Below are 18818 nucleotides of genomic sequence, written 5' to 3'. Positions count from 1 at the left end.
TATATGTTTACTATTCATTACATAGTACCAAGCTGCTTTTACTTTGTCAATAGATTAGGGTAAAATGTGACAGCTCATAGTTTATAGTTTATCTTGGTATCCCCTTATCTCCTTGGAACAAGGGATTTTGCAGTTTTCCTAATACGTTTGGCCCTAAGGCTGTCTGCGTTAACAGATTGCGGACAAGTTGCCTATGCTTAGATTTGCAATTCCTTTGTCAGAACAACCTGGGCAAACATGCCGTTAAGCCCAGCCATATAGGCATTATGAACAGTCAGGGCAGGTATTGAATGGCTCATTATCGATAAGTCTTTCGTAGCACAAGCATTGTACAGCAAAGTAACAGGTATACCATAATCCTTTGCCGCCCGCACAGTTGTATCAATACACATATGGGTCATCATTCCGCCGACAACTAAACTGTCAATAGATTTTAAACGCAGCAAATCCCCAAGACCTGTCTCATAAAAGCTATTTGGTGCATGTTTAACAAGAACATCTTCCCCATCCAAAGGGGTTAAATTGCTATGGATTTCAACGCCGGGTGTACCGGGTAAAAAGAAAGTGGCCCCTGCACGCGTGTTGATATGCTGAATATGAATAACGGGCAATTTTGCCGCTCTGAAACGTTTTAAAACGATTTCAATATTTTCTAATGCTTCCGCTGCTCCGACAAGTTCGGATTTTCCACCTGGAAAATAGTCATTTTGTACATCAATGATCAGAAATGCCTTCAAAAATATCACTCCATTTCGCCTTATATGGAATTTTACGATGAGCCATTTTATGGTTGTTTTGTGTTTTGATAATATTGACGATTCAAGAGTAAACAAAAGGTGGAAGCAGGAGTTAGTTCAATACCTGGATGAAACCGCAATCCATGAGCTTATACGGTTGGAGGGCCTGGTGCAGGTCTCTGCTGCCCAGCAACAGCCTAACCGGATTCTCTTTGCTCAATGATTCAGCGCATCATTGAGTCGGTTAAGGCCATCAATATTCTTGGTAGATGGTTGCTTGGCTGAGAGATCCTTTATAAAATGACATCCTCATATTGCCGCGGCAGACTGCAGGAAAACAGCTCCGTGTCAATGACCCGGCGGTCCGCCGGCATGGGTTCCTCGATCAGGGCAGCTTTAAGGGGAAGTCCGGAAATCCCTGTTTTTTTGTCCGGTTTGATAATAAACCCCACACAGGAACTGTTACTCTGCGGAAGGTTATCCAGCCATTCCTGGGAATAGAATTGCAGGTATAGATCTTCTTCGCACTCATATTCGATCACAGGAAAGCACATGCCTTGGGGGCAAATTGCCGCAAAGCGGCGTTCAAACTCCCCTTTATGCTCAGCGAGCTCGGCGGCGCTGAATTGTTCTGCCAAACGGGGATCGTTAAAAGTTTGCCTCATTTCTTCCCACATATCTGCAAGATAAACACGGTTGATCTGCACCCAATGCTTTTCACCCGTGTTTTTATCTTGAAAGCACAGTCTGTCCGGATAGTCTGCGCCCACGGACAGGGTCAAAGGCTGTTCAACCGGATGGGGAATGTGTTCCCGCCGGAAGGTAAGCTGCACTGACGGATTTTCACCAACATCCGGTATGCGGTCATAGTCTCCTGGAAGCCGCATAAAAGTCAAAAACAAGTTATCCATACTTTGATACTCAATGCCGGCCGGATTCCAGCCCTGCTTTAAAAACTCGCTAAGCAGCACCGGAATCTGCCAATTTTGCCAATCACAGCGGCTGGTTTCCATTTCATTAATCTCAAACTGCTTTTCTCCGATGCGGATGGTTTGCACAGCATGAAAAATATTGGTCATATCAATGCTCCTGTCGCCGCGCAGGCGCTCCCGGTTAGTTTCCGGTTTCTCAGGCAGCCCGTTCAATTCCGCGATTTCAGCAGCCTCGGCACGTTCGGCAAACCCCTCGTCGTATTGCAGAGCAGCAAGGCGCAGGATATCCCCATAGCGGACCAGGCCGATAATATGGCAGAGCACTCCATTTACTTCAGCCGTTTTGCCAAGGGGCTTTACTTCGGTAATGCTGGAGAGGGTTTCCTGCAAATAGCCAATATTCATGTTCCATCCTCCTCAATTTTCGCCAACGAGCCTGCCTGATTTCAGAGGCGCGTTCAATGGGCTTGAATCTTGTAAAAATTATAACACGTTCCAATAATTCTTAGTGGCTTTTCGTGCTGCTAAAAGCTGACAGCCACGCGCATTAGATCACGCGCATTAGATAAGGAAGGACACCGTTGAAATGATTGCTTTAATTCCCAAAAGTGCTTGGGAATTTGCCCTGCTTACCATTTTTATCCTGGTGTCCTTTGAAAGATTCTTAAAAAATGCTATACTAAAACTAACGGGTACCACTATGACAAGGAGAGTGTAACATGGGCACAAAAAAGAAGAAGCAAACCATCGGTGTGATCAAGCCATTGGAGCTTATGAAACGATCCCCGAATAAGATGAATACTTCAATGGCTATTGTAAGACAGGGAGCAGGGGTTCATCAGGACAAAACCAAGTACAACAGAAAAAGAATGAAGCAGGAGGGATTTTATGATGGATATCCTTGTATATCCGATTGGGCGGTATAGAATGATATCCATCAGAGTTTCCAACCTGATAGGGAAGGGATGCTAATCCATGTCAAAAGACCAAAAAGCAGGCAAGATCAAAATTATTAAAAACGGACCCTATTGGGTTACAGGCAATGTGCCCTTGTCCGAGAAAATCATCACACCCAAGGGAAAAGGCTATGAATTCAAAGAAGGCCGCAGGTTCCCTCCCAGCGAGGAATATTACTTATGCCGCTGCGGGAAGTCAAAAAATGCGCCTTTTTGCGACGGCTCCCATACCAGGACGAATTTTGCAGGGACGGAGACAGCTTCAAGGGCAAAATATCAGGACAGGGCCGAAGTGTTTACAGGGCCTGGCCTCGATCTTTTGGATGATAACCGCTGCGCCTTCGGCCGTTTTTGCCACACTGAAAAAGGAATAGTGTGGAAGCTGATTGAAAACTCAGATCAGGATGAATACCGGGAAATGGCTATCAAAGCCGCCAATGAATGCTTTGCCGGCAGATTGACGGCGGTGGATAAAGCAGGGAAAGCGATTGAACCCAAATATGAGCCGGCCATCGAGGTTCTGCAGGATCCGGAAGAGGGAGTCAGCGGAGGACTGTTTGTCAAAGGCTGTATTCCCCTGGAATCGGCAGACGGAGAAGTTTATGAAGTCAGAAACAGAGTTGCCCTGTGCCGCTGCGGCCGGTCGAGAAATAAGCCTTTTTGTGATGCAACCCATGTTCCCATAGGATTTTCGGATGGTGAGCTTTAACAGCATCTTTACCTAGGCCAATCATACTTCGGAGCAGGGCAAAGGCAGCAATAGATCAAAGAGAGCCGGGTTGAGGATAACCCGGCTCTCTTTGATCAGGCAGTATTGCGGTGGTACTCCTGCCCGTTATTGAATCCCACTGACCGGTAAAGGAAGGAAACTGCCGGAATATCGCGAACTTAGAACTAATGCTAAAAGCACTCAGTCTGAATGGAGGGGTTTGCAATGAAAGTTGGAATTATCCGCTGCCAGCAAACAGAAGATATGTGTCCTGGGACGACGGATTTCAAAGTTGCTAATGAAGGAAAATTAGCCTTCGCCGAGACCGGTCCCGTGGAAGTCGTCGGCTTCCTGTCCTGCGGAGGCTGTCCCGGTAAAAAAGCGGTATCCCGTGCCAAGCTGATGGTAGACCGGGGAGCGGAAATTATCGCTTTTGCCTCCTGTATGAAAAAAGGCAATCCCATTGGCTTTCCTTGTCCTCACTTTGCCCAGATTCACGAAGCCGTAGTCAAAAAAGTGGGCTCTGAAGTCCAGGTCATCGACTGGACTCATTAGGAGAAGAACGGGGGTTTAAGAAGCCAATCCGATATCATGTGCCGGTGATATTGGATTGGCTTCTTTAGTCAAGTGTTGGATTAAGCGCAGACCAAACCGGCCCATCTCCCCTTGACCTAGTCCAGGCTTATGGGAGCGCTGCCCGGGGCATACTCGAATTCCATATCTTTAATACCCTTCCCGACAAAGAGATGGAGCATTTCGTCAGAGCATAGCTCCCGAATCAGAGGAATATAGCGTTCTTCTGTACCAAAGGCAATGCTGCTGATCTTTTTCACTCCATTGGGATGGGTAAAGTTCCGGGGCTTAGGGTCAATATTGAAATAGGTCATAAAAAAGGGAATCTGCATGTTGTCAGGAAAAAGGCCGGTGAAACGCAGCTTGCGGCCCTTGGTATCGTTGCGGCCGGATTTCATCAGAAAATAACCCAGCCCATGCCGTTCCAGCACCTTTCTTTCTTCATTCAGGTCTTTTTTGAGGGTTTCCAACGCTAAACCACAAGGACCTCCCCCATGGGTATCCCAATAATCCATCCGGTCCACCATGGCCCCTTTGCCGAAAAGGCGCAGCAGCCTTTTCAGGGGTTTGGGCATGCCGGTGGAAGCCAGCAATTCCAGATAAGGGCCTTCGGAAAAATAGATAAGGGCGTTATAAGGCTTGCGCTTCGTTCCGTACTCCACCTCAAAGCCCCGCCGGCGAAAATCCTCCACAGCCTGCTGCAGATGCTCCACCTTGTAGATGATATGACTCACTCTTAACATAAAAACCTACCCCCTTGCCGATCCTTTCTACCTCTCATGGGAAAAACCCAGGTGAATGAATTTCATCATGCCCAGCCGGCCTAAGATCCTGGTCATAAGGCGGCTCTGCCAGCTCCATTGCCTGTTCCGCGGAATCCCCGCAAAATAATCAAGGCAGGAAATTACGCTGATCTCCGGTGCCCAGCTGTTCAAAGCGGAGGCATCGTTGACGTAAAAATACATGGGAGCCCCTTGATTGCCGGTTTTCTGCACCATACGGTTGGACTTATCCACCGCTTGCTTCGATTCCGCATCGAAGTAAAGCTCGCCCACGGGAAAACGCCGGGCCATGGCCGCCACCACTTCCCGCAATTCTTCCTCCCGGAAGTAATAGAAGACGCCCCCGGCCACGAACATAATGCCCTCTTCCGGGGTAAAGTGAACATCCTCAAACCAGGTGGTGTCAAAGAATGATTTGGCAATGCTCCGGTTGCGCTCTGAGTCCGGGATAAAGCTTTGCCGGTAAGCGATGGCATCAGGCAGGTCAAGATTGTACCAGCGGATCATGCCGTTATCCACCCTGGAGAAGGTGGTATCCAGTCCGGCCCCGATGTTGACAATGGTAGCCCGGGGATGGGCCTGCATATAAGCGCGGATGGCATCGTCAATTTTGCGGGCCCTCACCACATAGCAGATACCGCTGAACTCGCCGCCGAAAGCTTTAGCGATGCTGTCAAAATTATAATCGCACTTCTTAATAATCTCGATAGCCTGCCGGTCGTAGAGAATATCGGGGTTCTTCTCACTGGCGGCAGCCCGCCCCCAAAGAGGCAGGAGCATGGTATTCTGGATGCTGTGGGCATCCAGGGCAGGTTGGTTTTTCATGTCGGTGGCCTTCTTTCTCTAGATTTTTGTAGAGGTTATGGCTGATCTGACCTGCTCAAAGCTTAGGGCAGGCTGAATGCTGTCATAGAAATAGGATCAGTTAGCAATTGCTAACTGATCCTATTTTAACAAGGAAGAGGGGAAATGAAAAGAAAATTCTTATGATACAGCGCTGCCCGTTTATGCGGACATCTTTCTGTTCACAGCCGATTTGCTTCCGGTGAGTGGGGACGATATCAGGGTGAAATAAGCTGTACTTACAAGGGAGAGAAATGATAGCTGCTGTCTTAGGTGAAATAAAGACTAAAAACCGTCAAGACAGAGGTGAATACCCCGTGCCTTAACGGTTTTTCCTTTAACTAACAATCGTGTATCATCTTAAGATTAATGTAAGAGTTCGTTCGATGATACAGAGATTGGCTTGCCAATCTAATCCCGAGTCCGTTTTCAGGACCTCGGATTACATATTTTTCAAAATATCATGATGGCCAACGGCCTTTAAAATAATCGTATCGCTTGTTCGTTCAAAGAGAATTCGAATATCCCTATTGACATAGGCTTCCATGAAGTAGGTACCCTTCACCTTATGAGTTTGGAGGGAAGGATGCCGTGGATTTGTGGCAAGTAATCGAAGGGCTTTCACCGTTTGCTTCATTTCCAGTAAGGAAAGACTTGCGAAGTCCAGATCAAACCCCTTGGTTTTTATTAGAACGGGCATCGATCATTTCCTCCAAATCATTGATGCAATCCTCCATATTTTCAAAGGTTTGATAATTTCCATCCGCCATATCTTCCTCCGAACGGCGAATTTTTTCTTGCCATTCTTTTGTCCAGATATAGGCTTGACTTTTATCAATCCATGTAACAGGACGAAGGAAAATCCCACCATCACGCTCTTCAATTGCTAGATAATCACCCTCATGAAGATCGATATCTTTCGCAATTTGAGCCAGACTTACGAGCATTCTTTTTTGAACTTGTTGTATGATCTCCAATGATATCACCCTTTCAGTTAGGCTGTAATAACAGTTTGACACGATATACAGAAAAAGTCAACGTATGCAATCAAAACAACAAGATCCTGGACGAAAAATCCTTGTCGTTCCATGCATCATTTCTTTCTTGAGCAGCTAATCTTTTGCTAATACGTTTTTACTCATATGGGCTGACAAAGACTTTTCTTGGCCCGCCTTAGCCTTACTTGGCACCTACTCAAAATCAGAGCAGCTGAATGCTGTTATAGAAATAGGAAGAAAGAAAATAAAAACTAAAAACCGCCAAGGCAGGGGCGAATACCTCTGTGCCTTAACGGTTTTTCCTTTTGCCGCTTATCCTGCCTATAGCTACTTCCTGCGGGGATAGGGTTTTTTGACATCTGTGCGGTTTACCAGATAGTCAATGCTGGTTCCAAACAGGTCCGCGATTTTTCCTAGAACCTGCACGGGTATGTTTAGTTTGCCAATCTCATAATCAGAATAGGTTGTCTGATGAATATTCAGATGCTCTGCAATCTGGGACTGTGTCATATCCATGTCTTCCCGCATATTACGGATTCGCTCATACACAGTAATCACCTCCCAATAATTATGCAGTAAGGGAATATCCCTTACTGATTTTAAGGGATATTCCCTTAAAATTGAGGGGACATGTTTTGTGAAGGCATCCGCACCCCTCAGGCACAAATTTAAGTAGGATTATCTAAGTCATATGTGGTATAATTATAATTGTTAATATATGTAAAAGAGGTGTGTGCTATGACTTTAGCAGAAAAGCTTCTAAAAGAGTTTGAGCAATTGACTGAAGAAAAAAAGCAAGAAGTCATTGACTTTGTTGAATTCATAAAGACTAAAGATCAAAGAGAAATTGAAATCCTGATGGAGACAGTTATTAATGAAAATCGTGAAGCCCTTGAGGAGTTAGCAAAATGATCAGGGTTCTAAGTATTGAAAATATAATACTATTTCACGAGAAAATAATTAAAGAAACGGGCGGTTCTAAGGGAGTAAGGGATATTCGACTTATAGAGAGTGCTCTAAATAGACCTTTTATGACTTATGATGGTAGAGATTTGTATTCAAGCAATATTGAAAAGATTGCAGTTATAATGCACAGCTTAATCAGCAATCATGGATTTGTCGATGGAAATAAAAGAATTGGTATTGCGGTGATGCTTATACTACTTAAGATGAATAAGTTAATGATAACATATACTCAGGATGAGCTGATTGATTTAGGCTTAAAGACGGCAGAAGGGACAATCGACGAAAAGGATATAATTAACTGGATAAAGAAACACATTAGAGAATAAGACTTGGTTATGCCAAGTCTTATTCTAATTATAACAAACCTGCTGCTCGGTGAGTGTCCAGACATCTTCCGGGATTCTCGGCCATTGTAAATGCCCGTATTGCTTACTCCACCCAGATAATCGCCCCGGCCCCCTGGGTCAAACCGCCGCAGATGGCACAGGCGGCATAGCCTCCGCCCGCTTCCCGGAGCTGATAGGCCGCTGTCATCATCAGGCGGGCCCCGCTGGCCGTGTTAGGATGACCTACGGCGATAGCGCTGCCATTGGGGTTGAGCTTTTCTTTCAGCTTCAGATAGCGTTCAGGATCATGATCCAGGATGGGTTGGGCTGAAGCTTCTTTGACCATCGCCTTGTAGTCGCCGGTTAAGAAGCGTTCATTGGCCAGGAGCTTCAGAGAGACCAGGGGAACGCAGGCAAAGGCTTCATTGATTTCGATGACCTTCAGGTCGTCCATGGTCAATTTAGCCTCATCCAGGCATTTCTTAATAGCGAAAGCAGGGGATACCGGCATAATTCTCGGCTGCAGGGCGATGGCGGAAATCCCCACCAGGGTATACAGAATTGGCAGCCCCAATTGCTCGGCATGTTCTCTGGTGGTAATGATCTGAGCGGCAGCCCCGTCATTCATTCCCGGAGCATTGCCTGCGGTACAGGTCGGGTTGTCGAAAATGGGTTTTAAGCGGGCGAGATTCTCCATACTGATCTCAGGGCGGTATTGTTCATCTTTAGCCAGGAGTTGGGCGGAGAGGACCTTCCCTTTTTTGTCCTTTTTCGTAATCTCCAGGGGCTCCATTTCACCCTTGAAAAATCCCCGTTCCCAGGCCTGGCCGTATTTGACATGGCTGGCCAGGGCCAGCTCATCCTGTTCCTGCCGGGATACCCCGTACTCCACAGCCACATTGCCGGAATCTACCGCCACAGGGGCATAATCCTTATAGCCCAAGGGAATAATCGGGTCTTCCACCAGAAAGGAAGAATGCTTTTTCCCTTCCCAGCGTAGATCCCGGAGCAAAAAGGGCACCGTGCTGAAGCTGGTGGAACCCCCGGTCATGACCATTTGGGCTTCCCTCAGTTTGATGCTGCGGGCACCGTATTTGACAGTGCTCAGAGCAGAGGTGCAGGCTTGGTCGTAGGTGATAGACGGGGTCTCCGGTGAGATGCCGGCTTTAAGCATGGTCTGGCGCGCCACCACCGGTGTGAAGGGATCTTTGGTGCTGCTGGTATCGCCGTTGCCCCACCATACCTCATCGATGAGGGCCGGGTCCAGGCTGATTTTAGCCATGGCCTTGCTCATGGCAATGGCCCCCAGTTCGTAGACATCGATATCCTTCATGGAGCCGCCGAATTTGCCGAAAGGAGTCCGCACGGCACTGACACAAACGATATCCTCTTTACTTTTGACAAAGCTCATAATTCTTACCTCCTTTAATAAACTCTCGAAACCTTTATAATGCTCCTGATTCTAGAGAGCCCGGCCGTACATAGCCTGATACTCCTCTTTCAGCTGTTCTCTGAAGTTGGGATGGGCAATGCTGATCAGCGCCGCCGCTCTTTCGCTGTCCGATTTGCAGTACAGATTGACAGCCCCGTATTCCGTCACAATCCAGCGCACGTCATTGCGGGTGGTGGTGACAGGGGTTCCCGGCTTAAACTGGCAGGAGATTCTGGAGACGGTGCCATTTTTAGCTGAGGATTGGAGAACAATAATGGGCCGGCCATTTTTGGCGGCTCCGGCGCCGCGGATAAAATCCAGTTGGCCGCCGATACCGCTGTATTGCTGATGGCCAATGGCTTCAGCGCAGACCTGGCCCCTTAAGTCCACTTCCAGAGCGGAGTTGATGGCCACCATATTATCATGCTGGGCAATGATGCAGGGGTTGTTGACATAATCCACCGGGCGAAACTCAAACAGGGGATTGTTATGGATATAGTCGTAAACCCTCTTCGTTCCCTGGGCAAAGGTGACGACGATTTTGCCCGGATTCAGGGTCTTTCTGGAGCCATTGACGATCCCGGCCTCGATCAGTTCGATCAGACCGTCGGAAAACATCTCGGTGTGAATGCCCAGATCCCGCTTATCCTTAAGGTAATAAAGGATGGCATCGGGAATGGTCCCGGCACCCATTTGCAGGGTATCGCCATCTTGAATCAGCGCCGCCACATGACGGCCGATGGCCTGGGTGACGTCGTTCATGGCCGCAAAACGGGTCAGCTCCAGAATCGGACCGTCGTTTTCCACGATATAATCCAGATCACTGACATGGACAAGGGTATCGCCATAGGTGCGGGGAACATGGGGATTGACTTCGGCGATTACGGTTTTGGCGCATTTCACCAGCTCTTTGGAGTGATCCACCGACATGCCCAGACTGCAGTAGCCATGCTCATCAGGGGGGCTGACCATGGTCATAAAGACATCGGATGGCAAATGGCCTTCCCGGAAAGCCCGGGGGAATTCATGGAACATCAGGGTGAAGAAGGCGCCCCGGTTGTCCCAGACCGATTTACGGGTATTGGCACCGAGGAAGATGGATTTCAAGAAAAAATGGCCTGCCATTTCCGGTTGGCAGTAAGGGGAGCTGCCCAGGGACACCCCTTGAATAATGGTGACATTCTCCAACTCCCGGTAACGTTTGACGAGAGCACTGACCAGCAGCTCCGATTCACTTGCCGCATGGCCGGGTATCACAAAATCGCCCGATTGAACGACTTTTACGGCTTCATCAGCAGTTGTTAAACGCTTCTTATAGGTTTCTCTCCAATCCATGGGTTAGACGCTCCTCTCCAGCTATAAAATGTTTGTCTGAACTCAATCTGTAGCAATAACCATGCCAACCGCCGGGGCAGTCAAGGAAAAACCCGATGGAGAGAGCTTCCGGGGGTGAAATGAGGAGTACTGTATTTCCGGTGACAGGATAGCTATCGTAATACTGCAACGCAGAATGTGGTTATTTTGCGACATGTGTAATAAATACGACGGATTAAGCCGGAGAGGATTGTTCAAAAAATTATCATCACTTATAATTGATTTATAGTGATCCAGCTGGCGGGCCAGAGCGACAGCGGCTGTTCTCACCAAAGAATCATGAAAATCACTATGAGAATTACTATAAAAAGGGTGAATGACCAATGATTGAGCCGAGTACCATGCCCAGCAATTCCTATTCCCTTGAAGAAGTCATGGATAATTCTTATGATTCCATTTTTGTTACCGATGCTGTGGGGAATATCCTAATGGCCAACCCTACGGCCGAACGGCTGCTGAACCTGACGATTACCCAAATGGTCGGTAGAAATATCCGGGAGCTTGTTGAACAAGGGCATTGGGATAAATCCATAGCCCTGGAAGCCATTGAAAAAAGAACCACCGTGACCGGAATGATCAAAACCAGGGACGGGATCAATCTGATGTGCACCAGCCGGCCCTTATTCGATAGCCAGGGCAATATCACCATGGTCATCAGCAACAGCCGGGACCGGGATACCCTGGTGAAACTGGCCCAGACTTTGGATAAAGAGCGGGAACTTGTGCAGCGCTATAAAGAGGAGGTCCAGTACCTCAGGGAGCAAGGGGTTAAGGACCGGCATCTGGTCGCCGAGAGTACCGCCATGAAGAATCTGCTGCTGGAAGCCAACTGGGTAGGACCCACCGAGTCTTCGGTCCTGTTGTACGGCGAATCCGGTACAGGCAAAGAAATACTGGCCAAATATATCTACAGTATCAGCCGCCGGGCCAAGGAAGCCTTTATCACCGTGAATTGTTCAGCCATTCCCGAAAACCTGATTGAAGCAGAATTGTTTGGTTATGAAAAAGGCTCCTTTACCGGCGCCGATGCCAAAGGAAAACCCGGCTTATTTGAACTGGCCGATCGGGGAACCATCTTCCTGGATGAGATCGGGGAGATGCCCCTTGTCCTGCAGGCCAAATTATTGCGGGTTCTGGAGAACGGCGAGGTGAGAAGACTGGGGGGCATCCATTCCCGCAAAGTGGACTTTCGCCTGATCTGCGCCACCAACCGTGATTTAAAGAAGATGGTTGAGCATAAAACCTTCCGGGAAGATCTTTTTTACCGCATCAATGTGGTGCCTCTGCAGCTGGCGCCCCTGCGGGACCGCCCGGAGGATATTATGGCCATCAGCGATGTCTTATTGAAGGAACTGAATAAAAAATATGGATACGACAAGGTGTTTTCAACGGAAACCCTTAAGGGGTTCCTGAACTACAGCTGGCCCGGAAACGTCCGTGAATTGCGCAATTTAATTGAGCGCCTGGCGATCACGACCAGGGGCCGGGTCATCGATTACCAGGTTGAAGAAATGTCCTATCCGCCGGGCAATCGTGCCGCGGGCTCCCATCAGGAGGAGAAGGGGACCATGCGCATTCAGGTCAAGGCCAAAGCCCCTCTCAAAAAGGTCATGAGTCAAGTGGAGCAGGAGTATATTAAGAATACTTTGCAGGACTGCCAGGGGTGCGTCAGTGAAGCCGCACGGATCTTGGGTATTGACCGCTCAGCCATCTACCGCAAGGTTCAGGTCGTCCAGCTGAGGGATCAGGATTGAACATTGAACATCGAAGAACAAGAAGAGAGGACCGTGTGAAAATCTTAATTTTCTCACGGCCCTTTATCATTAAGCGGGGCTATGCCAGGTAGTTGAAAACACTGGTTTTTTCAGCCCTGCTGCCTCATTTTCCTTTGCGCAGATTCTACCCTTCTTTTTCCGGGTCATTATCCCGCATTTCCGTTACGATATTGGCTTCCAGTATTCCGGTCAATACTTTCTTCGCGTCTTTTCGCACCATATTGATTGTGCTTCCTTCGGTCTGCGCTTCGATGATGAACGCCCATAGGCTGTTGCAGATAAAGCCGCTTACCTGCTTGATGGAGTATTTCGGCTTAATGACTTTGTCTCTGTGAATGATTACCAGCTCAACATTCCGTACAATGTAGCTGTAAAACATGTAGTATAAATAGGGATTTTTGTCAATGGTGGTGTAAGTCAGCAGCGACATATTCTCGTTATAGAGATTGAAAATACAATCCAGCAGATTGCAGAAGGTTTGTATGGTATCATTAGCGGGGTTGTTTTCCTTTTGACTGTTTCGGTAGTCTCTGGTAGCGCTTTCCAGCATTTCAGCGAACATTTCGTCAACCAGAGCGAATTTGTCATTATAGTGGGCATAAAAGGTAATACGGCTGATGTCGGATTTGTTGCACAGCTCTGTAACCGTGATCTGTTCAAAGGGTTTTTCGGTAAGAATCTCGATTAAAGTCTGCTTAATATATCGTTTTGTTTTTCGGATACGCTTATCTTCAGCCATTGGTTATACACTCCGCCGTTTTTGTATAGATAACTAACGAATACCAAATTGTGTAAATTGTATCGTTCCTTTATAAATGCTATGATCTTAACATCTGTTAAGTTATCTGTCAAACTGTAAGATATATCTGGAGGTGGCCTATGCAAGACTATATATTAAGCTGCTGCTCAACCGCAGATTTGAGTGCTGAGCATTTTGCAGAAAAAAATATTCATTATGTTTGCTTTCATTTTTCACTGGATGGGGAGCAATATTTGGATGATCTGGGACACTCGATCCCTTTTGATGATTTTTACAGCGCCATGGCAAGAGGGGCTGCAACGATGACCTCTCAGGTAAATACGGACGAATTTGTTGCCTACTTCACGCCTTTTCTCGAAGAAGGGCGGGATATTCTCCATGTCTGCCTCTCATCAGGACTGACGGGAGTTATCAATTCGGCACATACTGCCAAGGATATTTTACAGGAGCGCTTTCCACAGCGCAGGATATATATCGTGGATTCACTGGGAGCATCTTCCGGTTACGGTCTGATCATGGATACACTGGCTGAAAAAAAGGCTGCGGGGATGGATATGGATAGCCTATATACCTGGTTAGAAGCTCATAAACTGGAAATGCACCATTGGTTCTTTTCCACCACGCTGGAATACTACATTAAGGGAGGCCGTATTTCAAAAACAGCGGGCTTCTTCGGTACCTTGCTTGGCGTCTGCCCTTTGCTTAATATGGATAATAACGGCAAGCTGATACCCCGGAAAAAAGTGCGCGGCAAAAAACGCGTCATCACAGAGATTGTGGATCGAATGGCGGAACACGCCCAGGGCGGGCTGTCATACGGTGGCAAGTGTTATATTTCAAATGCCGGATGTTATGAAGACGCCCGTGCCGTCGCCGACCTTGTGGAAGGACGCTTCAAAAACCTTAACGGTTCTGTGGAAATTAATCATGTAGGCACGACGATCGGCAGCCACACTGGTCCAGGTACGGTAGCGCTGTTCTTCTGGGGGGATCGCCGCAATGACTAGACGAGAGAAAGCCGCTCAGGCTGTCCGCGTCATCACTGTGCCGCCGGTTATGGTTCTGGCCTTGCTGCTGCTTCTGTTCTTTCAGCACAAGGGCGTTTTTACCAGTGCAGGGGAGCTGTTGCTGTCCGTTTTTTTCCTCTCGGTCATACCGCTGCTGGCCTATCCGTTGTCCCGTCTTTTTCCCCGCTGCAAAGCCAAGGGGAGAGACGGGCAGCGAAACTTGGCATTCATACTCAGCCTGATCGGCTATGCCGGCGCAGTGCTGTGGGGTATGATTGCGGGAGTGAGCGGAGAACTGCTCTTTATTTTTCTGGTTTATCTCGCTTCGGTATGGATCCTAACCTTTTTTAATCGGGTGATCGGGGTAAGGGCAAGCGGTCACGCCTCTGGCATTACGGGGCCGCTGTTGCTGACGGTATACTTTATCGGCGGCAAGACCATTATTCCCTGTGTGCTGCTGCTTGGAGCCATCCTGTGGTCTTCGCTCACGTTGAAACGCCATACGTTAAGGGAACTGCTTCTGGGAGCGCTCTCAGCGATGCTTGCATTTTTCCTGTGTCTGATCGTGGTTTGTTTCCGGCATAGTATGGGGGCTGTGTCAAAACTTGTTGATAGCCTCTTGGCATCCCCGCTTTTGCTTGTATAATCCTTAAAAAAGGCGTCCTGCCTCCACTATTATAGTGAAGGGAGGACGTCTTTGGTTATTTGCACCCACTTCGGTTTTTCGGAGGTGAGTTTTGACACAGCCCTTGTTTTGTCGTACCCAGAATCATGCCGGGACCGAACCGACGGCCCCCCGAATGCGCAGCAAGCGCTCTTAAGTAGTCGCAATAATAAGACATATTGCAATTGCACCACGCAGAATATTGCAGATTTACCACACACCAAGGCCTGCACTCTGGAGTCGTATTCTGAAAATTCCTAAAAAGGCCTGGTAATCAAAGCAGAAACCCTCCGCATAATCTGGCATGCTTTTTGCTTGTATAAACATAGTGACTCGAAAGTTGTTGGAGAGGAATCTCCAAGACAAAAAGCAGAAAGAGGAAGGTGTTTATTTATGGCAAAATTTGCGGGCAGAGTTGCTGTGATTACCGGCGGAGCCAAAGGGATCGGGGAAGCGATTGTCAGAAAGTTCTATGGGGAGGGAGCAAAGGTTGCGGTGCTTGATGTGGATGCTGCCGGCGCCCAGCAGCTGGCTCTGGAACTGGATCCCAGCGGCGAAAAGGTGATCGGTCTGGGCTGCAATGTGGTCAGCCGTGAGGATGTAAAGGCCGCTTTTGCAGCAATTATGGCCAAGTTTGGGACGGTGGATATCCTTGTCAATAATGCCGGAATTACCCGGGATGCCATCTTTCATAAAATGACGGAGCAGCAATGGGATGATGTGATGGCCGTCAACGGCAAAGGGCTGTTTAACTGCACCCAGGAAGCCTGGCTGATTATGAGGGAGAAAAAGTACGGCAAGATTTGCAATTTGTCCTCCACCAATTCCAGCGGCGAAGCCGGGCAGGCCAATTACTCCTTCACCAAAGCGGGCACCATTGCCTTTACCAAGAGTCTGGCCAGAGAAGGGGGAAGATACAACATCAACGTCAACTGCGTGCGCCCTGGGGTGATCGACACGGAAATGATGCGGGCCGTGCCGGAGCAGGCTCTGGAAGATTACATCAACAAGACCGCCTTTAAACGGATGGGGCAGCCCTCGGAAGTGGCGGACGTCATCGCTTATTTGTGCAGTGAAGAGTCCTCCTTTGTTACCGGCGAGGAAATTCTGGTAGCCGGCGGCTATATCTACAGATAAGAGGTCAGCCCGGCAGGGCCGGGGTGAAGACATGAACAGCGGGGAGGGCTAAATTTGCAGGATGTCGTCATCGTCAGTGCGGTTCGTACCCCCATTGCCTCCTTCGGGGGCGCTTTGCAGGGGTATGGAGCCGTCAATTTAGGAGCGCTGGTTATTCGGGAAGCGGTGCAGAGAGCGGGTATTCAGGGGAAGCAAGTGGATGAAGTCATCATGGGCAATGTGCTGCAAGCCGGACTGGGGCAGAATCCTGCCCGCCAGGCGGCCCTGAAAGCGGGGCTGCCTGTAGAAACGACGGCCCAGACCATCAATGTGGTTTGCGGTTCGGGACTTAAAGCGGTGGTTGCCGCGGCCCAGGCCATTAGGGGCGGAGATGCCGAAATCGTGGCGGCAGGCGGGATGGAAAGCATGTCGGATGCGGCCTTTCTTCTGGAACAGGCCAGATGGGGCCAGCGCATGGGCCATGGAACCCTTGTGGACAGCATGATCAAGGATGGCCTGTGGTGTGCTTTCAACGAGTATCATATGGGGATTACGGCGGAAAATGTCGCGGAAAGATACGGCATCAGCCGCAGGGAGCAGGATGAGTTTGCAGCCTGGAGCCAGGCCAAGGCTGTGGCGGCCATAGCAGAAGGCCGCTTTAGGGAGGAGATCGTCCCGGTGACGATCCCCCAAAGAAAAGGGGAACCGGTTATTTTCGACAGGGATGAATACCCCCGGGCCGGCACAACGGTGGAAACATTAGGGAAGTTAAAACCGGCCTTCAAAAAAGACGGCACGGTAACCGCCGGCAATGCTTCCGGTATCAATGATGCCGCCGCGGCCTGTGTGCTGATGAGCAAAGAAAAGGCCGCTGCCCTGGGGATTCCTTATCTGGCGGCCATTAAAGGCTACGGCATGGCAGGGGTGGACCCGGCGATTATGGGAGTCGGGCCGGTCAATGCCGTGAAAAAGGCTTTGCAGAAAGCAGGGATTGCTCTGGATGAGCTTGATCTGATCGAGGCCAATGAAGCCTTTGCCGCACAGGCTTTAGCTGTCACCAAAGAATTGGGCCTCCCCACGGAGAAGGTGAACGTCAATGGCGGGGCTATTGCCCTGGGGCATCCCATCGGCGCCAGCGGCGCCCGTATTCTCGTCACCTTAGTGCACGAAATGAAAAAACGCCAGGATAAGCTGGGCCTGGCCACCCTTTGCATCGGCGGCGGGCAGGGCATCGCCCTTGTTGTCGGGGGCTGATGCCGGGGAAGATCCCCATCATGCCATGTCTCCGGCACGGAGAAAGGGAGGATGCTTAATATGTCAGCGACCCTAGTAGAAACCCGCTTTGGTCTGGTGGAAGGGATTAGGGAAGGCGGGGTCAGCATTTGGAAAGGGATACCTTATGCGGCCCCGCCCCTTCACTCCCTCCGCTTCCGTCCCCCCCAAGAACCGGCGGCCTGGGCGGGGGTGAGGGAAGCCAAAGAGTTTGGTCCGGCGGCACTCCAGGGGGAGAGCCCCTCCATGAAGTTTTTGGGTGACTCGCCGCTGCATAAAAGCGAGGATTGCTTATATCTCAACATCTGGTCCCCAGGCGCCGATCAGAGAAGACGGCCTGTGCTGGTTTGGATACATGGGGGTTCCTTTATGTATGGCTCCGGTTCAAGCCATTTGTATGACGGGAAATCCTTCGCCGAACAAGGGGATGTGGTGGTGGTCACCCTCAATTATCGCCTGGGTGTGTTTGGTTTTCTTCATTTAAGCGATATAGGGGGTGAAGCCTACCGGGGTTCAGGAAATTGCGGACTTCTGGATCAAGTGGCCGCCTTAACATGGGTCAGGGAAAATATCGGAGCCTTTGGCGGTGATCCCCATAATGTGACGATTTTTGGTGAATCGGCGGGAGCCGTCAGTGTCGGCAATCTGCTGGCCATGCCCCTGGCCCGGGGGCTTTTTCACAAGGCCATCCTGCAGAGCGGAACGGCCCGCTGTAAAGTAACCCTGGAAGCAGCGGCGAAAATGACGGAACAACTCCTTGCTCAGCTTCAGATCGATCGGCAGAATTTATCGGAATTGGCAGCCCTCCCCGCAGAAAAAATTATCGAGGCCAGCGGGATTTTTCCGCGCCGGGCCTTTGGTCCGGTCGGCGACGGCGTTGTCATTCCCGAGCATCCGGAAAAAGCGCTGTATGCAGGTTTGACCAAAGATATTCCGGTATTGGTGGGCACCAACGCCCATGAGAACAAGCTGTTTACATATTTTGATCCGGCGTGGAAAGACATGGATGAAAGTGAAATCAAGGCTTTCCTGGAACGGACCTTTGGCTCAAGCTTGGCGACCGGCTCCCACAGTGCTGCCCAGGCGGACGCTTTGAACCAAGCCTTGAATCAAGCCCTGAGCCGAGCCTTGAATCAGGCAGGCTATGAAGATGCGATGACTCATTATGTCTTTACCTATCCGGCCATTTATTTCAGTGAAGGTCAGGCAAAGCATGGTGCGCCTGTCTGGATGTATCGGTTTGACTACGCAAGCAAGGCCTTAGGAGGAGAGGCCAAGGCTTTTCATGGCCTGGAGATTCCTTTTGTCTGGAATACCTTGCTTGCTCAGGAAACGGAAGAGCTGACAGGAAAAGAGCCCTGCCGCTTCCAACTGGCCGGACTGATGCATCGAGCCTGGATTGCTTTCGCCCGCCATGGTGATCCGAACACCCCGGGATTGCCTGATTGGCCCCCCTACAATGAGGAAAACCGGGCCACCATGCTTTTCAATACTCATAATGAGGTCGTCAATGACCCTGACGGCCGCCAGCGCTTGAGCTGGGAACACGTTTTTAAAAATTAAACGAAGGAGGAATGCCTGCTGCAACCATGAATT

General features: G+C 49.4%; 22 protein-coding genes. 12 read left to right on the top strand and 10 right to left on the bottom strand.

The genetic code is table 11. The annotated features are described in order from the left end of the window. Positions 1 to 197 precede the first annotated feature (197 nt). Positions 198 to 737 carry a cysteine hydrolase family protein gene (locus tag BUA14_RS01265; protein ID WP_072770911.1) on the bottom strand — a complete coding sequence of 180 codons (540 nt, stop codon included), beginning with the start codon at positions 735 to 737 and terminating at the stop codon, positions 198 to 200. Positions 738 to 786: 49 nt separating this feature from the next. Between BUA14_RS01265 and BUA14_RS27735 the strand changes: the two genes are divergently transcribed. Beyond that, positions 787 to 960 (top strand): hypothetical protein, encoded by a 174-nt coding sequence (locus BUA14_RS27735; protein WP_178371589.1) that lies wholly within the window; start codon positions 787 to 789, stop codon positions 958 to 960. A 70-nt stretch (positions 961 to 1030) separates the two neighbouring features. Here the strand turns inward: BUA14_RS27735 and BUA14_RS01255 are convergent, their stop codons facing one another. Then, positions 1031 to 2074, bottom strand: a complete 1044-nt coding sequence (locus tag BUA14_RS01255; protein ID WP_072770909.1) for a hypothetical protein — start codon at positions 2072 to 2074, stop codon at positions 1031 to 1033. 314 nt (positions 2075 to 2388) lie between these two features. On the opposite strand from BUA14_RS01255, the gene BUA14_RS01250 reads away from it, so the two are divergent. The 3 genes from BUA14_RS01250 to BUA14_RS01240 all read left to right on the top strand — a co-directional run bounded on the left by BUA14_RS01250 (position 2389) and on the right by BUA14_RS01240 (position 3889). Beyond that, positions 2389 to 2595 (top strand): hypothetical protein, encoded by a 207-nt coding sequence (locus tag BUA14_RS01250; RefSeq protein ID WP_072770908.1) that lies wholly within the window; start codon positions 2389 to 2391, stop codon positions 2593 to 2595. Between the two features lie 49 nt (positions 2596 to 2644). Beyond that, on the top strand, positions 2645 to 3334 hold the full coding sequence (locus tag BUA14_RS01245; RefSeq protein WP_072770907.1) for a CDGSH iron-sulfur domain-containing protein: 690 nt from the start codon (positions 2645 to 2647) through the stop codon (positions 3332 to 3334). 225 nt (positions 3335 to 3559) lie between these two features. Continuing rightward, positions 3560 to 3889 (top strand): CGGC domain-containing protein, encoded by a 330-nt coding sequence (locus tag BUA14_RS01240; protein WP_072770906.1) that lies wholly within the window; start codon positions 3560 to 3562, stop codon positions 3887 to 3889. 116 nt (positions 3890 to 4005) lie between these two features. Here BUA14_RS01240 and BUA14_RS01235 read toward each other — a convergent pair whose 3' ends face one another. The 5 genes from BUA14_RS01235 to BUA14_RS01215 form a co-directional block, all read right to left on the bottom strand. Continuing rightward, positions 4006 to 4650, bottom strand: coding sequence for a VOC family protein (locus BUA14_RS01235; protein ID WP_072770905.1), 645 nt, complete (start codon positions 4648 to 4650; stop codon positions 4006 to 4008). 27 nt (positions 4651 to 4677) lie between these two features. Beyond that, the gene (locus tag BUA14_RS01230) at positions 4678 to 5514 is read right to left on the bottom strand and encodes a class I SAM-dependent methyltransferase (RefSeq protein ID WP_072770904.1); all 837 of its coding nucleotides are present in this window, start codon (positions 5512 to 5514) and stop codon (positions 4678 to 4680) included. Positions 5515 to 5974: 460 nt separating this feature from the next. After that, the gene (locus BUA14_RS01225; protein ID WP_072770903.1) at positions 5975 to 6232 is read right to left on the bottom strand and encodes a type II toxin-antitoxin system RelE/ParE family toxin; all 258 of its coding nucleotides are present in this window, start codon (positions 6230 to 6232) and stop codon (positions 5975 to 5977) included. Beyond that, positions 6201 to 6509 (bottom strand): AbrB/MazE/SpoVT family DNA-binding domain-containing protein, encoded by a 309-nt coding sequence (locus tag BUA14_RS01220; protein ID WP_072770902.1) that lies wholly within the window; start codon positions 6507 to 6509, stop codon positions 6201 to 6203. Before BUA14_RS01220 ends, BUA14_RS01225 begins: the two co-directional genes overlap by 32 nt. 348 nt (positions 6510 to 6857) lie before the next feature. Beyond that, complete coding sequence (locus tag BUA14_RS01215) at positions 6858 to 7079, bottom strand: helix-turn-helix domain-containing protein (RefSeq protein WP_011459191.1); 222 nt, start codon at positions 7077 to 7079, stop codon at positions 6858 to 6860. A gap of 189 nt (positions 7080 to 7268) precedes the next feature. Here BUA14_RS01215 and BUA14_RS27730 point away from each other — a divergent pair, with 189 nt between their 5' ends. Then, entirely contained in the window at positions 7269 to 7442 is a 174-nt protein-coding gene (locus BUA14_RS27730) for a hypothetical protein (protein ID WP_178371588.1), read from the top strand. After that, positions 7439 to 7822, top strand: a complete 384-nt coding sequence (locus tag BUA14_RS01210) for a type II toxin-antitoxin system death-on-curing family toxin (RefSeq protein WP_072770901.1) — start codon at positions 7439 to 7441, stop codon at positions 7820 to 7822. The genes BUA14_RS27730 and BUA14_RS01210 overlap by 4 nt, the downstream gene beginning before the upstream one ends. A gap of 103 nt (positions 7823 to 7925) precedes the next feature. Here the strand turns inward: BUA14_RS01210 and BUA14_RS01205 are convergent, their stop codons facing one another. Then, the gene (locus tag BUA14_RS01205) at positions 7926 to 9233 is read right to left on the bottom strand and encodes a thiolase family protein (RefSeq protein ID WP_072770900.1); all 1308 of its coding nucleotides are present in this window, start codon (positions 9231 to 9233) and stop codon (positions 7926 to 7928) included. Positions 9234 to 9284: 51 nt separating this feature from the next. Beyond that, complete coding sequence (locus tag BUA14_RS01200; protein ID WP_072770899.1) at positions 9285 to 10589, bottom strand: acetyl-CoA hydrolase/transferase family protein; 1305 nt, start codon at positions 10587 to 10589, stop codon at positions 9285 to 9287. A 362-nt stretch (positions 10590 to 10951) separates the two neighbouring features. Between BUA14_RS01200 and BUA14_RS01195 the strand changes: the two genes are divergently transcribed. Further along, positions 10952 to 12382, top strand: a complete 1431-nt coding sequence (locus BUA14_RS01195; protein WP_072770898.1) for a sigma-54 interaction domain-containing protein — start codon at positions 10952 to 10954, stop codon at positions 12380 to 12382. A gap of 145 nt (positions 12383 to 12527) precedes the next feature. Here BUA14_RS01195 and BUA14_RS01190 read toward each other — a convergent pair whose 3' ends face one another. Further along, positions 12528 to 13142, bottom strand: coding sequence for a TetR/AcrR family transcriptional regulator (locus BUA14_RS01190; protein ID WP_072770897.1), 615 nt, complete (start codon positions 13140 to 13142; stop codon positions 12528 to 12530). 140 nt (positions 13143 to 13282) lie between these two features. Here BUA14_RS01190 and BUA14_RS01185 point away from each other — a divergent pair, with 140 nt between their 5' ends. The 5 genes from BUA14_RS01185 (at position 13283) to BUA14_RS01165 (ending at position 18785) form a co-directional block, all read left to right on the top strand. Then, a complete protein-coding gene (locus BUA14_RS01185) occupies positions 13283 to 14170 on the top strand; it encodes a DegV family protein (RefSeq protein WP_072770896.1) in 888 nt (295 codons plus the stop codon). Continuing rightward, a complete protein-coding gene (locus tag BUA14_RS01180) occupies positions 14163 to 14816 on the top strand; it encodes a hypothetical protein (protein ID WP_072770895.1) in 654 nt (217 codons plus the stop codon). The genes BUA14_RS01185 and BUA14_RS01180 overlap by 8 nt, the downstream gene beginning before the upstream one ends. 411 nt (positions 14817 to 15227) lie before the next feature. Continuing rightward, the gene (locus tag BUA14_RS01175; RefSeq protein ID WP_072770894.1) at positions 15228 to 15971 is read left to right on the top strand and encodes a glucose 1-dehydrogenase; all 744 of its coding nucleotides are present in this window, start codon (positions 15228 to 15230) and stop codon (positions 15969 to 15971) included. 54 nt (positions 15972 to 16025) lie between these two features. Continuing rightward, positions 16026 to 17204 carry an acetyl-CoA C-acetyltransferase gene (locus BUA14_RS01170; protein WP_072770893.1) on the top strand — a complete coding sequence of 393 codons (1179 nt, stop codon included), beginning with the start codon at positions 16026 to 16028 and terminating at the stop codon, positions 17202 to 17204. Positions 17205 to 17264: 60 nt separating this feature from the next. Continuing rightward, complete coding sequence (locus BUA14_RS01165; protein WP_072770892.1) at positions 17265 to 18785, top strand: carboxylesterase/lipase family protein; 1521 nt, start codon at positions 17265 to 17267, stop codon at positions 18783 to 18785. Positions 18786 to 18818: the final 33 nt, after the last annotated feature.

The sequence above is a fragment of the Desulfitobacterium chlororespirans DSM 11544 genome (assembly GCF_900143285.1).
Classification (GTDB): Bacteria; Bacillota; Desulfitobacteriia; order Desulfitobacteriales; family Desulfitobacteriaceae; genus Desulfitobacterium; species Desulfitobacterium chlororespirans.
The sequence above is the reverse complement of the archived record's forward strand: the minus strand, read 5'-3'. Positions and strand labels throughout refer to the sequence as shown.